We start from the raw sequence: 13,362 nt of genomic DNA on the forward strand, positions 1-13,362 counted from the left end.
GTCGGGCCATGTCACTGCCTCAGCAAATGCGTTTCGTCGATCTGCCGTCCTTCGGCGGACCGGAGGTGATGGTGATCGGCAAGCGGCCGCTGCCCGTGCCCGGTCACGGCGAGGTTTTGGTGCGTGCCGAAGCGGTCGGCATCAACCGCCCCGATGTCGCCCAGCGCCAGGGCAGCTATCCCGCGCCCAGGGATGCGAGCCCGATCCTCGGCCTGGAACTTGCAGGCGAAATCGTCGCGCTCGGGCCCGGCGTCAGCGGCTATCGCATCGGCGACAAGGTCTGCGGCCTCGCCAATGGCGGCGCTTATGCCGAATATTGCCTGCTGCCGGCAGGCCAGATCCTGCCCTTTCCCAAGGGTTATGACGCGGTCAAGGCTGCCGCTCTCCCGGAGACCTTCTTCACCGTCTGGGCCAATCTCTTCCAGATGGCCGGGCTGACGGAAGGCGAGACGGTGCTGATCCATGGCGGCTCCAGCGGCATTGGCACCACGGCGATCCAGCTCGCCCGCGCTTTCGGCGCCGAGGTCTATGTGACGGCCGGCTCACGCGAGAAATGCGAGGCCTGCGAGGCGCTCGGCGCCATGCGCGCGATCAACTATCGGACCGAGGATTTCGCCGAGGTGATCAAGGCCGAGACCGGCGGCGGCGTCGATATCATCCTCGATATGATCGGCGCCTCCTATTTCGAGCGCAACCTCGCTTCGCTGGCGAAAGATGGTTGCCTGTCGATCATCGCCTTTCTCGGCGGCGCGCTCGCCGAAAAGGTCAATCTGTCGCCGATCATGGTCAAGCGCCTGACGGTGACCGGCTCCACCATGCGCCCGCGCACGCCGGAGGAAAAACGCGCCATCCGCGACGATCTTCTGTCGCAGGTCTGGCCGCTCCTGGAGTCCGGCTCCGTTGCCCCTGTCATCCACAAGGTCTTCGCCTTCGAAGAGGTCATCGAGGCCCACCGGCTGATGGAAGACGGCAGCCACGTCGGCAAGATTATGCTGCGTTTGGGCTAGCGCAAATTCAGCTCTTAGCGCGTCCTGTTGGAGGTGCTGCGCCCGAGCGTCAGGGATATGCCGACGGCGAGAACCCCCGGCAGCGCCATCAGCAGATAAAGCCAGTGCGCCGCCGAAAGCGCGCCCGCTATGCCGCCGGGATCGACGAGGCCGGCGCCATTGGCGATGACGCCTGAGAAGGCGGCCCCGAAGGCGCCGCCGAGCGAACTCATCGTCGGGATCGCCGAGGAAGCCTTGTCCTGTTCGCTGTCGGCAACGAGCGTCAGCACCATGGCGACGAGATGCCCCCAGCCGAGACCGATGCCGAAACCCATCATGAACATGCCGATCGCCGCCGGCGCGATGACGAGCATATGCGCCGAAGGATTGTCGCTGGCGAGGAAGACAGCCAGCGATGCGGTCGCTGCCGCCTCGATCAGCGCGCCGATGACGATTGCCGCATGCGCCTTGCTGCCGGTCAACGAGCCGCCGAGGAAGGCCGCAAACGTCCAGCCGAGCGCGACGAGGGCCACGAGGTAGCCGGAGATGATCGGCGTCACCCCGTGCAGGACCTGCAGGAAATAAGGAATGAAGACGTCGCTGACGAGCACGACGGTGACGGCGAACATCGTCAGGTAAACCCGTGAAATCGGCCTGGAGAGGCTGACGGCGCCGGACGGCAGCAGGCGGTTGCGGCTTCGCCGCTCGACGGCAAGCATGGCGGATACCGCGGCGACCGAGGCGGCGATGAGCATGATTTTTGCGCTCGTCATTTCGATCGTGCCGGCCGCACCGACCATCAGCACGGCCGCAAGCAGCAGCCCGATCTGCACGACCGGCGTCTTGACCTGTTCGCGGTCGTCCTCGACCTCAGGCAGCAGCCGCGGCGCCAGTGCCGCCATCACAAGGCCGAGCGGCACGAGCACGATGAAGGCGTAGCGCCAGCTGCCGCCTGAGGAAAAGAAGCCGCCGAGCGTCGGCCCGATGACGGTCGCCACGCCCCAGATCGCCGCATAGAGTGTCGAGGCCTTCGGCCACAGCGGCTCGGGATAGACGAAGCGGATGAAGGCATAGCCGAGTGCTGCCAGCGCCCCTGTTGAAAGACCCTGGATGGCACGGCCGATCAGCACCACCGGCATCGACGGGGCGGCTGCGGCAATCAGGCTGCCGACGCCGAAAACCAGCGCGGCGATCACATAGACGGCGCGAAGCGTGATCCCGCGCGGCCGCATGGCGACGAAGATCGAGCCGAGCACGGCAGCGGCGACGAACAGGCTGGTGACCCAGGAAAACAGCGCCAGCCCGCCGATATCGCGCACGATCGAGGGAGCGATCGTTGCGGTGATATAACTCTCGACCGCATAAAGCGCGACGCCGCCGGCAAGCATCAGCGTTGCCGGCAGATGCCGGGGCAGGAAAAGCGCCAGAACGGAGCTGGACTCCGGAATGGCGGCGGTCTGATCGATACTCGACATGGGATGATTCCCCGAGGTTTTTGCTGGCGAAGAATTATTTTCCAAGTTATAAATTGGAAAATTACATGCCGCCTCCATTAAAACAAGACTTGACTTGGAAAATATGCGCCAATCCCCCGCCAACCGGATTCTGATCCTGATAAAGACCGACGGCCCCCAGCTTGCCGCCGCCATCGGCGATGCGCTCGGCATTTCGGGCGAGGCTGCCCGCCAGCAGCTCGCCAGGATGGCGGAGGAGGGGCTGGTGGAACCGGTGACCGTTGCCGCTGCCGGCAGGGGACGGCCGCGCCAGCTCTGGCATCTCACCGCCGCCGGCAACCGCCGCTTTCCCGATGGCCATGCCGAACTGACGGCAAATCTGCTCGGCACGCTGGTCGAACAACTCGGCCCGGCAGCGCTCGACGCCGTCATCTCAGCCCGTGAGGCCGAGACGCTGCAGCGCTACCGGCAGGAACTGGAGAGTGCGGGCGACCTCGCCTCGCGTGTCGAGGGCCTCGCCGCCATCCGCACCCGCGAAGGGTATATGGCCGACAGCTGGCGGCAGGCGGACGGGTCGTTCATGCTGGTCGAAAACCACTGCCCCATCTGCGCGGCCGCCGCCGCCTGCGCTGGCTTCTGCCGCTCCGAACTCGAAACCTTCCGCGCCGTCCTCGGCGCCGACGTCGAGCGCAGCGAACATATTCTCGCCGGCGCCCGCCGCTGCGCCTACTGCGTCACGCCGCATTGAGGCGCAGCGATCAGAAGCCCGACGCGTTTCACGCCGGCTGGCGCGCCTGCCGCCTGTTGCTTTCGAGATAGAGCAGCACGCCGATCGATGCGAGACCCGCGGCGGCGCCGACGAAGGCGGTTCCGGAATAATCGGTGATCGCGGTGCCGAAGGCGAAGAGCCCGGCGCTGATGCCGGTCCCGATGAAAGTGTTGAGCGAGAGCAGCGAGGTTCCGAGCCCCGGCCGGTCGGCAATCAGGTCCTGCAGATAGGTGATCGGCACGCTAAGGATCGCCGCGGCGCCACAGGCATTGAGGAGGAGCAGCGCATAGATATGCCAGGGCGCGGACGCAAATCCGAGCAGCAGCAGATAGGCGCAATAGATCAGTGCGCCGAAGGCGAGCACATGCACGGTGCGGAAGCGCCGTTGCGCCATGCCCCAGATCATCATGAACGGCATTTCGAGAAGGGCCGTCAGCCCGGCGATGAAGCCGACATCGACCACCCTTCCACCAGCCGCATGAGTGATGATCAGCGGCAGGAGCATGCTGTTCAGCCGCTGCAGCCCGAAGAGCAGCGCCATGACGATGACGCGCACCAGCACATAGGGCATGAAGATCCGTTTCAGCGACGCAAAGAACCCGGGTTGATCGGCGGCCGGGGGGGCGGTGCCGTTTCCGGGCGCGAAGAAGAAATACAGGCAGAAACAGGTGAGGCTTGCGAAGGCCGCGATCCCATAGGCCGGCGTCATCGACGGCGAATTGACGAGATAGAGGCCGATCAGCCCGGGCGCCAGCGCCCATGAGCCGGAAAACAGCGCCCGCACCGTTGCCGTGACCGCCGCCGCCCGGCCGCGGTCTATCTGGTTGGTCCTGGCGCGCAGGCTGGCAAACAGCAGCGAATAGGTGGAATTGCTCATCGGCACCAGCAGAAGCGTGGAGAAAATGAACATGGCGGGGCTGTGGATGATCGCGATCGACCCGAAGCCGAGCATGCCGGCGACCGAAAGCCCCAGCACCAGCGGCCGCCGCTCTTTCAGCCTGTCCGACCAGATGCCGAGCGTCAGGCTCGTCGTGACGTTGACGATCGCGGAGAAGAAGATCAGCGCCGAATAGGTGCCATTGCCGAGGCCGAGTTCGTTGATCCCGATGATCGACTGATAGGGCGCGGTCGAGGCATAGGTGAAGGCGAGCGCGACGAGGGTCACGGCCGGAATGCGGATCCTGTTGTCGCCAAGGATCAATGAGAAAGTGGATGACATAGGATGGTTCCTGATGCACCACTCTTAGCTGCATCGGACCCATCAGAGAAACGATAGTTTTCGATCGCTTCGGTCAATTTATGTGATGTTTGGTCGGGCTCTGTGATCGGTGTCCGACGGCTCCCGCCGCCAACGCGTGGCCATAGCCGGTTGACTCTGCCAATCCTCCGCCCTTAGTGCTCGCCGGGGTTGATCAATTGGATGGGGATGATGAAATTCCATTTTGTTGGCGCTGTTGCGCTTTCTTTCGCCGTTGCCGGTTGCAGTAGCGTTGCCCCTGACGGGCGGCCGCTCATTCAACACTTCTTTCGGGATCTTGTGATGAGGGGATGTGGTTTCCAGATGACCTGGGAATCGGCGAGACAAGCCACAGATACCTTTAAGCCAGTTATACCGACTGACAGAGAACGCATGACTGACAGAGGCCTCATGAGGGCTGCGATTGCAATTTGCGGCAAGGCGAAACCCGAAAATAAGAGCAAAGCTATCGAAGTCCAGGTTGCTGACAGTGGCGGTACCTTGCGGAAAATCGTTGTCGAAAGAGAATAGAAAAGCGCAGGCGCTCACCCCACCCTCCGTCTTCCTCGGGCTTGACCCGAGGACCCACGCTGGCATCCACCAGCAGCGGGCATGGGTCCTCGGCTCAAGGCCGAGGACGACGGAGGTTGGGGTGATGTTTTCGCCAAACTCGCCGCCGTCGCGTCGGCCACTCCATCAGCCGGGAACCTCCGCCATCCTGATGGCAATCGCCATCGCTTCCCCTCGCGCCACGTCAACCCCCGTTGGCTTTCGCCGCGTGACGCGTTATGCCTGCCCATCCCGCCAGCATCCGGATGAGAACTCATGACCAATCCCGTCACCGTCGAAGTCACCCGTGGCCTGCTCGTCGAAAGTCGCCATCGCGGCGCGGTGGCTGTCGTCGATGGCGATGGCAAGCTTGTCTTCTCGCTCGGCGATATCGACGCCGCCGTCTTCCCGCGTTCGTCCTGCAAGGCGATGCAGGCGCTGCCGCTGGTCGAGAGCGGGGCGGCCGACGCCTATGGTTTCGGCGACAAGGAATTGGCGCTCGCCTGCGCCTCGCATAATGGCGAGGACGAGCATGTGGCGCTTGCCGCCTCCATGCTCGCACGTGCCGGCCGGAATGGCGAAACGCTGGAATGCGGCGCCCATTGGTCGATGAGCCAGAAGGTCCTGATCCATCAGGCCCGCACGCTCGAGGCGCCGACCGCGCTGCACAACAACTGCTCGGGAAAACATGCGGGCTTCATCTGCGCCTGCTGCCATCAGGATCTCGATCCGAATGGCTATGTCGGCTACCATCATCCGCTGCAGGTCGAAATCCGCGCGGCGATGGAAAGCCTGACCGGCGCCGTGCTCGGCGCCGCGAGCTGCGGCACCGACGGCTGCTCGATTCCGACCTACGCCGTGCCGCTCAGAAGCCTTGCCCACGGTTTTGCCAAAATGGCGACCGGAAGCGGCCTGGAGCCCTTGCGCGCCAAGGCATCCCGCCGGCTGATCGAGTCCTGCATGGCCGAGCCCTTCTATGTCGCCGGCACCGGTCGCGCCTGCACCACGCTGATGCAGATCGCTCCCGGCCGCATCTTCGTCAAAACAGGCGCCGAGGGCGTCTTCTGCGCCGCGATCCCGGAGAAGGGCATCGCCATCGCGCTGAAATGCGAGGACGGCACGACCCGCGCCGCCGAAGTCATGGTGGCGGCAACACTCGCCCGTTTCTTCGAGACGGAGGGCGAGGTGCATGCCGCCCTGATGGCCCATGCCGCCACGTCGATGCGCAATTGGAACGGCATCCATGTCGGCGATATCAGGGTCACCTCCGCCCTGACCGCCTAAGCGCGGTGCGCATATTTGCCGGCGACCTGAGCATGGTTCCCGGATGCCGCAAGGGCAGGGCAGCTCGCAGCGCCATCAGGCTGTGGCGATCGTGCCGTTGAGATCGCGATAGGGTTTCAGCCGCTCGGCCGTCATCTCCATGGGCACGATCAGCCCCGCCACCTCGGAAACGCCGAGCACCGGGCAGGGCGAGACGAGGTCGAACTTCTCCTCCGTCAGCAGCACATGCGTTTCGGCCGCGCAGCGGGCGATATGGCGCTTGATTGCCGCCTCCTCGAAATCGCCGGTGGAAAGCCCGTGCACCGGATGGGCGGCGGTGACGCCGAGGAAGAACAGGTCGGGGCGGAGCTGCGAGATCGCCGCCATCGCCGCCGCGCCCGTCGCCACCATCGAATGTTTGTAGAGCCGCCCGCCGGCCAGGATCACTTCGGCTGTCGGATGGTGCTCCAGTTCGGCGGCAATCGTCGGGCTGTGGGTCGCAACCGTCAGCGGCATGTCGCGCGGCAAGTGCCTGGCGATCTCCGCCGTCGTCGTGCCGCCGTCGAGGAAGATCATCTGGCCCGGCCGGACCATCGCCGCCGCCGCTGCGCCGAGCCGCGCCTTGATCTGCGACGAAACGCTGCGCCGCGCGGAAAAATCCGGCAGATCGGGCGAAAGCGGCATCGCCCCGCCATGCACCCGTTTCAACAGACCCTCGGCCGCCATTTCCCGGAGGTCCCGCCTGATCGTGTCTTCCGAAAGCGAAAAATCCTCGGCGACGCGCTTGGCGACCACCTGGCCGTCACGGCGCAGGATATCGAGGATCAGGGCCTTGCGTTGCGTCGTCAGCATCGTCTCTCCGCACGAAAATGAACGATATGGCATGATATTGCACGAAGTGACTCGACATTCAAGAAATATCGTGCATTTTCACGCTATCCCGTGCATGAGGCCGGGAGAGTGCTCACGCATAAGCGGAGCGAAGGAGTGGATCATGTTGATTTTGATTGCCGGCCCTTACAGGTCGGGAACGGGCGACGACCCGGAAAAGATGGCCGCCAACCTGAAGCGGCTGGAGGCGCCGTCGCACCGGCTGTTTGCGGCCGGCCACGTGCCGATGATCGGCGAATGGGTGGCCCTGCCGATCTGGCACGCTGCCGGTGGCCGGTCGGTCGGCGATGCGCTCTACGAAGAAATCTTCCACCCGGTCGCCGGCCGGCTGCTGCAACTCTGCGAAGGCGTGCTGCGCCTGCCCGGCGATTCCAAGGGGGCGGATAATGACGTCCGCATCGCCCGGGAACGCGGCATCCCGGTCTGGCATCGGTTGGAAGACGTGCCGGGCTGCGGGTGAGGGTGCGTGTTTTTCTCTCCGGAGGGAGAAGGGGACCTATCGTATCCGGCTGCGTTGGCTGACAAGGCGAGTTGAAGTGCAAGATCTGCCCCTCACCCTAACCCTCTCCCCGTAAAACGGGGCGAGGGGACGTGCCTTGCGAGAGGTGAGTGAGGAACCGAGAGGTTGCGGCTATCCCCTTCGCCCCGCGAGCGGGGAGAAGGTGGCGGCAGCCGGATGAGGGGCGCGGCGCGGCACACCGATCACGCCCTCGCGCCTGACGCACCTACGCTTGTCCCGATGGAAGATCAAAACTCCATCCCCCAGTTCCGGCGCACCGACCGCCGCGCTATAACCCTTGCCGAAAGGGAGTCGACAATCATGCTGACACTATATTACGCGCCGGGAACCTGCGCGCTCGCAAGCCTTATTGCCCTGGAAGAATCCGGCCTGGCCTTCGAAACCAGGAAGATCAGCCTCCGCGATGGCGAGCAGCGCCTGCCGGACTATCTGAAGATCAACCCGAAGGGCCGTGTGCCGGCGCTGGTCACCGACCGCGGCGTGCTGACGGAAACGCCGGCGATCCTCGGCTTCATCGCGGCAAGCGCCCCGGCCACCAAACTCGCGCCGCTGGGCGATGCCTTCGAAATGGCGCGGCTGCAGGCCTTCAACAGCTATATCTGCTCGACCGCGCATGTGAACCATGCCCATCGCCCGCGCGGCTCGCGCTGGGCCGACGATCCGGCCGCCATCGAGGCGATGAAGGCCAAGGTGCCTGAGAATATGGCCGATTGCTTCACGCTGATCGAGCAAACGATGTTCGAAGGCCCCTGGGTGATGGGCGAAGCCTATTCGCTCGCCGACCCCTATCTCTTCGTCATGACCGACTGGCTGCCGTCCGACGGCGTCGATCCCACCCGCTTCGAAAAGGCGAGCGACCATCACGCCCGCATGCTGCAGCGCCCTGCCGTCCAGCGGGCACTGGCCTATGATCGGGGCTGATAGCGGGTGGCCAGCTTCTTCGGCGCCCGGAACAGCCAGGCGCCGATCAGCCGCAGCCGCAATTCCTCGTCGCCGATCACGGCGGCGCGCACCGGCAGATGCGGCCAGCCGACATAATGGTCGGTCTGGAAGTAGATGTCGGGCGCCATCTCCAGCAGGTGATCCTTGTCGTCGAGCGAAATCGAGATCACGATCGTTTCGGCGTTCTTCACCGCCACAAAACTCTTGCCGCCGACCTTCAGCGCCGGATTGCCGTAGGAGGTGCTCTCCTCGACATCGAGCAGGCCGGCTTCCGCCGCCAGCCGCTTCAGGCGCTCGAAGATCGCATCGACATTGTCGGCCATGTCAGCCCTTTCCGTCAGGGCGAAACCTAGCACATCTTCACGCGCATTTCGCCAGCGTCGGCTTGGCCTCCGTGGCAGGGCTGGCCGGCATCCCGAGCGGCAGATCGGCGATCTCCCGCATCGACATGCGCTCGACCTCGGGATGCCGAAGCGGGTCGTCCTTCCAGGTCGGGGCAATTTCTGTGCTGCCAAGGTGAAGGGCAGGTCTCAAGAAAAACTTCAGCAACGACATGGCATGCCTCGCTTTCAGCGGTGAGGGATCACAACCGCATGCTGCAATGTCGCCTCTGTCAGGCGGATTTTCAATTGAGATTAATGCGGCGCTGCTATAGAAAAACTATATGAAGAACTTGAACATGGTGCATCTCAACGGCCTGCGGGCGCTCGAAGCCGTCGGTCGTCTCGGCTCGCTTCAAGCCGCCGCCGATGAGCTCGGCGTCTCGGTCGGCGCCGTCAGCCAGCAGGTTATCAAGGCCGAAGCCCAGCTCGGCCAGGTGATCTTCGAGCGCACCGCAAAGGGCATGATCGCCACCGAAGCCGGCCGGCCGGTGCTCTTGGCGCTCGACGAGGGGTTCGCCCGGCTTTCGGCGGCGGTATCGATCGCAAGCCGCAAGGACGATACGATCCTGACCATCTCGGTGGCGCCGGTCTTCGCCGCCCGCTGGCTGGTCTGCCGGCTCGATCGCTTCGCCGAGCGTCATCCCGACATCAAGCTGCGGCTGGATGCAACGACCAATCTCGTCAGTCCGGCGCTTTGCGATGTCGATATCGGCATCCGCGTCGGCACCGGTAAATGGCCTGACGTGAAGGCCGAATTGCTGCTGGAACAGGAGGTCTTTCCCGTCTGTTCGCCTGAGATGGCGGCGAAATTGAAAGAGCCCGCCGATATTCTCACCCTGCCTGCCATCATCGATGGCCATGCCATGTTCACCTGGGAGGTCTGGATGCGCGCGGCCGGACTGTCAGGCGCGACGCTTTCAACGCGCCACGTCTTCAACGATGCCTCGCTCTGCCTCGATGCGGCGATCGCCGGCCAGGGCGTCATGCTTGCCTGGCAGACCCTTTCCGGCTTTGCGCTCGCCGAAGGCCGGCTGGTCGCCCCCTTCGGCATTCGCGCCCGAACCGGCTTCGGCCACTACTTCGTCACCGCCGAAGGCATTCGAGAACCGAAGAAAGTTAGGGATTTCAAGGCCTGGATCCGCGAGGAAATGGCCGGCACCGTCGCGCTTTTCCGGTGATTTCAGACCTCGATCGGCTCCTTGCTGCGCGTCGCCTGCATCGCTTTGTAGGCCGGACGGGACTGGCAGCGCTCGATCCAGGCCTTGACATGGGGATGCGCATCGAACAGCGCCTCTTCGCTCTGGGCGTAGCGCAGCACCTCGGCGAGGTTGAGATCGGCAACGGTGAAGCGGTCGCCGACGATCCATTGCCGGCCGGCCAGATGGCCTTCGAGAACCGCCAGCGGCCGGCGCAGCGACCGGCAGGCAACGGCGATCGTCTCCTGGCCGCCGTCGCTGTTTTCCAGCCCGTTGTCATAGGTCAGCACGATCTTCACCGTCTGCGGCTCGATCGCCGCCGCCGCCCAGACCGTCCACATCGTCAGTAATCCGTCTTCTTCGACGGTTTGGCCGGAAAGCGGCCCGCCATGTCTACGCGCGAGGTAAAGATTGATCGCCAGGGACTCGTGCATGACGAGGTCGCCATCCCGAATGCTGGGGATTTGCGCCATCGGGTTGACGGCGATGAATTCAGGCGAGTGCGTGTTGAGCGGCGCCTCGGGCGCCAGCGGATCTGCGAGCCGCCTGGCCTGCAGCACCGGCACCGATTGAAATTCGAGCCCAAGCTCCTCCGCCATCCAGTAGACGCGTGAGGCGCGCGATCGATAGACCCCGTAGATTGTCAGCATGAACGTTTCCCCGCGATGTTGTGCGAGGGAGGGTAAATGCCGGATCGGCCTCGGAAAAGTCCGTGGCGCTGATGGGACGATGAAAGCTTTTGATAGCAAGCAATTCCAGCAAACGCGGACGCCCTCTAGGCATCTCTGGGCAGCACAGAGCGAACCCTTGCGATGAAGACATGGAAGTCCTGCATGAACGTGCGAAGGAACTTGGCGGTGGCCTCGTTCGTGACCTCGCCGTCATCGGTGATCAGCCCCGGTGTGAACTGGATATAGGCTTCCGGGGCATTCATTTGGGGAGAGTTGCAGAAACTCAGCACGCTGCGCAAATTCTGCTGGGCGACGGCGGTGCCGATCGCGCCCGGCGACGTGCCGATCACCGCGGACGGCTTGCGTGTGAACGAGTTGGTGCCATAGGGGCGGCTCGCCCAGTCGATGGCGTTTTTCAGCCCGCCGGGAATGGATCTGTTGTATTCGGGCGTGACGAACAGCACGGCGTCGACGGCCGCGATTGCCGCCTTGAATGCCTTGCCGGCCGGCGGGTAGTCGGCATCATAGTCGTAGCTGTAGAGCGGCAGGTCCTTGAAGGAGATCTCCGACATGTCAAGTTCCGGCGGGGCGAACCGCACCAGCGCCTTGGCAAGCTTGCGATTGATCGAGCCCTTGGCGAGGCTGCCGATGAGATAACCGACTTTATGCGTGGTCATGGCCTTCTCCCTCTTGTCCTTTGATCGCGCGTCACTATTCACCGAGGAACGTCACCGTCTCGGTAAGCGGGGCACGGCCGGTCCGGGCGTAACTGACCGTCGGGTCCTCGTAGCCGATCGACATGCCGCAGAAGAGGATGAGCCCGTCCGGGGGTGACAGGGCCTCCGCCACCGTCTCGCGAACCTGCGACCACGCCATTTGCGGGCAGCTGTGCAGTCCTTCGGCGCGCAGCAGCAGCATGACGGTCTGCAGATACATGCCGACGTCGGCCCATTGGGGCAGGCCGAGCTCGCGGTCGATGTAGCAGAACAGGGCGGCGGGTGCGCCGAAGCAGTTCCAGTTGGCGATGGCCGCCCGCTGGCGCGCCTCCCAGTCCTCGCGGGCAATGCCGAGCGCGCTGTAGCGCTCCTTGCCGAAGGCGGATCGGCGTTCCCCATAGGGGGGCTTCAGCGCGGACGGGTACATCTCGTACTGCCGCTTGTCCCAGGCGTCGCCGTGGGCCACACGCTCGACGGCTGACGTCTTGAGTTCGGCCAGCGGTGCGCCGGTCATCACGTAGGTGTTCCAGGGCTGGATGTTCGATCCCGACGGCGACCAGGCGGCGGCCGACAGCACACGCTCCAACACCTCCCGCGCCACCGGCTTGTCTTTGAACCCGCGCACCGACCGTCGACTTCTGACTGCCTCATATACATCCATGATCGCCTCCTTGCCGGCCTTCGTTTGTTCAAACACCCTGCGGTCGTCCAGTTCGGCCCCGACCGACAAGCGGTCAGTAGTCCCAGAAGATCGGTACCCAACGAAAGGCGTCGCCTTCGATCGCCACATGGCCGATGGATGGGAAGGGCAGGTGAGTGGCCACCAGCAGCTCGCCGGTTGCCGCCAGCTCCCGCAGAAGGCGGACGCGGACGCGGGCTGCCTCTTGCGGGTCGTGTTCGAAGCCGTTGAACCAGTCGGGATGCTCGAACCCGACCGCGAACACAGCATCGCCGGCAAACATCAGCCGGTCGCTGCCGGATGCCAGGCGGATCACGCTGTGCCCGGGGGTGTGGCCGCCGGTGCGGGTGACGACGACGCCCGGCGCCACCGTGTACTCCTCCTCGAACGTCTGCAGATGGCTGCCGTACTCTTCCGCGAACCGCTTGGCCGCCCGCCGAAGCGCGTCCGGGAACCCCGGCGGCATGGAGACATGGGAGAAATCGGGCGCCGTCCAGAATTTGACCTCGGCCGCCGCCACGTGGATCCTGAGGTCCGAACGCAACTGCTCCTTCACCCCGTCGACAAGCAGCATGCCGATATGGTCCATGTGCATGTGGGTCAGCACCACGTCGGTCACGGACGCAAGATCGATGCCGGCGGCCTGAAGTCGATGGGCCAGTTGCCCGGCCCGCGGCAAGTTCAAGTTCGGGTCCGAGCCCAGCCCGGCATCGAGGAGAATGGTTCGGCCGCCACTGCGCACCACGACCACGTTCAGCCCCCAATCGAGCGTCTCCGTCGGCAGGAAATTATAGTCCAGCCAGGCCGACCGCAGGGCCGGGTCGGCGTTGTGGCCCAGCATCGCGCCGGGCAGCGTCAGCACTCCATCGCTGACCACCATGACGTCGATGTCGCCGATCTGCAACGAGTAGCGCGACGGAACCAGTTCGTCGGGTTTCGGGCTACCGGGGCGTGCGATATTGTCCATATTCGTCTCCTCCTGACTGTCCGTTTCGATGTGGTTCATTATCTCCATTCGCGATGGAGGCGGAATCACACCCAGGTCTAGGAGGCGTACGTCAAACGTATATCAGGCTATTGCCCTAAGGCAGTCGCTGTCACGGAAA

Annotated in this window: 16 protein-coding genes; 7 read left to right on the top strand and 9 right to left on the bottom strand. The window is 64.3% G+C overall.

Annotated features, from left to right (window positions below; translation table 11 throughout):
• Positions 1 to 8 precede the first annotated feature (8 nt).
• Positions 9 to 1,007 carry an NAD(P)H-quinone oxidoreductase gene (locus CO667_RS27915; RefSeq protein WP_097621488.1) on the top strand — a complete coding sequence of 333 codons (999 nt, stop codon included), beginning with the start codon at positions 9 to 11 and terminating at the stop codon, positions 1,005 to 1,007.
• A gap of 14 nt (positions 1,008 to 1,021) precedes the next feature.
• Here the strand turns inward: CO667_RS27915 and CO667_RS27920 are convergent, their stop codons facing one another.
• Positions 1,022 to 2,461: an MFS transporter gene (locus CO667_RS27920; RefSeq protein WP_097621489.1), complete on the bottom strand. Its 1,440-nt coding sequence runs from the start codon at positions 2,459 to 2,461 to the stop codon at positions 1,022 to 1,024.
• A 94-nt stretch (positions 2,462 to 2,555) separates the two neighbouring features.
• Here CO667_RS27920 and CO667_RS27925 point away from each other — a divergent pair, with 94 nt between their 5' ends.
• A complete protein-coding gene (locus CO667_RS27925; RefSeq protein WP_179874233.1) occupies positions 2,556 to 3,188 on the top strand; it encodes a MarR family transcriptional regulator in 633 nt (210 codons plus the stop codon).
• A gap of 28 nt (positions 3,189 to 3,216) precedes the next feature.
• Here the strand turns inward: CO667_RS27925 and CO667_RS27930 are convergent, their stop codons facing one another.
• Positions 3,217 to 4,428 carry an MFS transporter gene (locus CO667_RS27930; protein ID WP_097621490.1) on the bottom strand — a complete coding sequence of 404 codons (1,212 nt, stop codon included), beginning with the start codon at positions 4,426 to 4,428 and terminating at the stop codon, positions 3,217 to 3,219.
• Positions 4,429 to 4,638: 210 nt separating this feature from the next.
• On the opposite strand from CO667_RS27930, the gene CO667_RS27935 reads away from it, so the two are divergent.
• Complete coding sequence (locus tag CO667_RS27935; RefSeq protein WP_097621559.1) at positions 4,639 to 4,977, top strand: hypothetical protein; 339 nt, start codon at positions 4,639 to 4,641, stop codon at positions 4,975 to 4,977.
• 294 nt (positions 4,978 to 5,271) lie between these two features.
• The gene (locus tag CO667_RS27940) at positions 5,272 to 6,279 is read left to right on the top strand and encodes an asparaginase (protein ID WP_097621491.1); all 1,008 of its coding nucleotides are present in this window, start codon (positions 5,272 to 5,274) and stop codon (positions 6,277 to 6,279) included.
• Positions 6,280 to 6,354: 75 nt separating this feature from the next.
• Here the strand turns inward: CO667_RS27940 and CO667_RS27945 are convergent, their stop codons facing one another.
• Positions 6,355 to 7,110, bottom strand: coding sequence for a DeoR/GlpR family DNA-binding transcription regulator (locus CO667_RS27945; protein ID WP_097621492.1), 756 nt, complete (start codon positions 7,108 to 7,110; stop codon positions 6,355 to 6,357).
• A 142-nt stretch (positions 7,111 to 7,252) separates the two neighbouring features.
• Between CO667_RS27945 and CO667_RS27950 the strand changes: the two genes are divergently transcribed.
• Complete coding sequence (locus CO667_RS27950; RefSeq protein WP_097621493.1) at positions 7,253 to 7,609, top strand: DUF4406 domain-containing protein; 357 nt, start codon at positions 7,253 to 7,255, stop codon at positions 7,607 to 7,609.
• A gap of 360 nt (positions 7,610 to 7,969) precedes the next feature.
• Positions 7,970 to 8,590 (top strand): glutathione S-transferase N-terminal domain-containing protein, encoded by a 621-nt coding sequence (locus tag CO667_RS27960; protein ID WP_097621494.1) that lies wholly within the window; start codon positions 7,970 to 7,972, stop codon positions 8,588 to 8,590.
• Here the strand turns inward: CO667_RS27960 and CO667_RS27965 are convergent.
• Together CO667_RS27965 and CO667_RS27970 are read right to left on the bottom strand one after the other, a co-directional pair.
• Positions 8,575 to 8,934 (bottom strand): MmcQ/YjbR family DNA-binding protein, encoded by a 360-nt coding sequence (locus CO667_RS27965; RefSeq protein WP_097621495.1) that lies wholly within the window; start codon positions 8,932 to 8,934, stop codon positions 8,575 to 8,577. The two genes, CO667_RS27960 and CO667_RS27965, sit on opposite strands and share 16 nt — an antisense overlap.
• Positions 8,935 to 8,971: 37 nt before the next feature.
• Complete coding sequence (locus CO667_RS27970) at positions 8,972 to 9,166, bottom strand: hypothetical protein (RefSeq protein ID WP_097621496.1); 195 nt, start codon at positions 9,164 to 9,166, stop codon at positions 8,972 to 8,974.
• Positions 9,167 to 9,275: 109 nt separating this feature from the next.
• Here CO667_RS27970 and CO667_RS27975 point away from each other — a divergent pair, with 109 nt between their 5' ends.
• Positions 9,276 to 10,172 (top strand): LysR substrate-binding domain-containing protein, encoded by an 897-nt coding sequence (locus CO667_RS27975; protein WP_097621497.1) that lies wholly within the window; start codon positions 9,276 to 9,278, stop codon positions 10,170 to 10,172.
• Positions 10,173 to 10,174: 2 nt separating this feature from the next.
• Here the strand turns inward: CO667_RS27975 and CO667_RS27980 are convergent, their stop codons facing one another.
• The 4 genes from CO667_RS27980 to CO667_RS27995 all read right to left on the bottom strand — a co-directional run bounded on the left by CO667_RS27980 (position 10,175) and on the right by CO667_RS27995 (position 13,262).
• Positions 10,175 to 10,840 carry a glutathione S-transferase family protein gene (locus CO667_RS27980; protein ID WP_097621498.1) on the bottom strand — a complete coding sequence of 222 codons (666 nt, stop codon included), beginning with the start codon at positions 10,838 to 10,840 and terminating at the stop codon, positions 10,175 to 10,177.
• 125 nt (positions 10,841 to 10,965) lie between these two features.
• A complete protein-coding gene (locus tag CO667_RS27985) occupies positions 10,966 to 11,538 on the bottom strand; it encodes an NADPH-dependent FMN reductase (RefSeq protein ID WP_097621499.1) in 573 nt (190 codons plus the stop codon).
• A gap of 34 nt (positions 11,539 to 11,572) precedes the next feature.
• Complete coding sequence (locus CO667_RS27990; protein ID WP_097621560.1) at positions 11,573 to 12,238, bottom strand: nitroreductase; 666 nt, start codon at positions 12,236 to 12,238, stop codon at positions 11,573 to 11,575.
• Between the two features lie 73 nt (positions 12,239 to 12,311).
• Complete coding sequence (locus CO667_RS27995) at positions 12,312 to 13,262, bottom strand: MBL fold metallo-hydrolase (protein WP_097621500.1); 951 nt, start codon at positions 13,260 to 13,262, stop codon at positions 12,312 to 12,314.
• Between the last annotated feature and the right edge of the window lie 100 nt (positions 13,263 to 13,362).

Origin of the sequence: Rhizobium sp. L43, from assembly GCF_002531725.1 — a bacterium.
Taxonomy (GTDB): Bacteria; Pseudomonadota; Alphaproteobacteria; order Rhizobiales; family Rhizobiaceae; genus Rhizobium.

What these genes read in the sequence shown, in the direction of transcription:
- CO667_RS27960 (WP_097621494.1), top strand. Translation starts at nt 7,970, where the DNA reads ATGCTGACACTATATTACGCGCCGGGAACCTGCGCGCTCGCAAGCCTT.
- CO667_RS27945 (WP_097621492.1), bottom strand. Translation starts at nt 7,110, where the DNA reads ATGCTGACGACGCAACGCAAGGCCCTGATCCTCGATATCCTGCGCCGT.
- CO667_RS27985 (WP_097621499.1), bottom strand. Translation starts at nt 11,538, where the DNA reads ATGACCACGCATAAAGTCGGTTATCTCATCGGCAGCCTCGCCAAGGGC.
- CO667_RS27935 (WP_097621559.1), top strand. Translation starts at nt 4,639, where the DNA reads ATGAAATTCCATTTTGTTGGCGCTGTTGCGCTTTCTTTCGCCGTTGCC.
- CO667_RS27950 (WP_097621493.1), top strand. Translation starts at nt 7,253, where the DNA reads ATGTTGATTTTGATTGCCGGCCCTTACAGGTCGGGAACGGGCGACGAC.
- CO667_RS27975 (WP_097621497.1), top strand. Translation starts at nt 9,276, where the DNA reads ATGAAGAACTTGAACATGGTGCATCTCAACGGCCTGCGGGCGCTCGAA.
- CO667_RS27930 (WP_097621490.1), bottom strand. Translation starts at nt 4,428, where the DNA reads ATGTCATCCACTTTCTCATTGATCCTTGGCGACAACAGGATCCGCATT.
- CO667_RS27920 (WP_097621489.1), bottom strand. Translation starts at nt 2,461, where the DNA reads ATGTCGAGTATCGATCAGACCGCCGCCATTCCGGAGTCCAGCTCCGTT.
- CO667_RS27965 (WP_097621495.1), bottom strand. Translation starts at nt 8,934, where the DNA reads ATGGCCGACAATGTCGATGCGATCTTCGAGCGCCTGAAGCGGCTGGCG.
- CO667_RS27990 (WP_097621560.1), bottom strand. Translation starts at nt 12,238, where the DNA reads ATGGATGTATATGAGGCAGTCAGAAGTCGACGGTCGGTGCGCGGGTTC.
- CO667_RS27915 (WP_097621488.1), top strand. Translation starts at nt 9, where the DNA reads ATGTCACTGCCTCAGCAAATGCGTTTCGTCGATCTGCCGTCCTTCGGC.
- CO667_RS27970 (WP_097621496.1), bottom strand. Translation starts at nt 9,166, where the DNA reads ATGTCGTTGCTGAAGTTTTTCTTGAGACCTGCCCTTCACCTTGGCAGC.
- CO667_RS27995 (WP_097621500.1), bottom strand. Translation starts at nt 13,262, where the DNA reads ATGAACCACATCGAAACGGACAGTCAGGAGGAGACGAATATGGACAAT.
- CO667_RS27980 (WP_097621498.1), bottom strand. Translation starts at nt 10,840, where the DNA reads ATGCTGACAATCTACGGGGTCTATCGATCGCGCGCCTCACGCGTCTAC.
- CO667_RS27940 (WP_097621491.1), top strand. Translation starts at nt 5,272, where the DNA reads ATGACCAATCCCGTCACCGTCGAAGTCACCCGTGGCCTGCTCGTCGAA.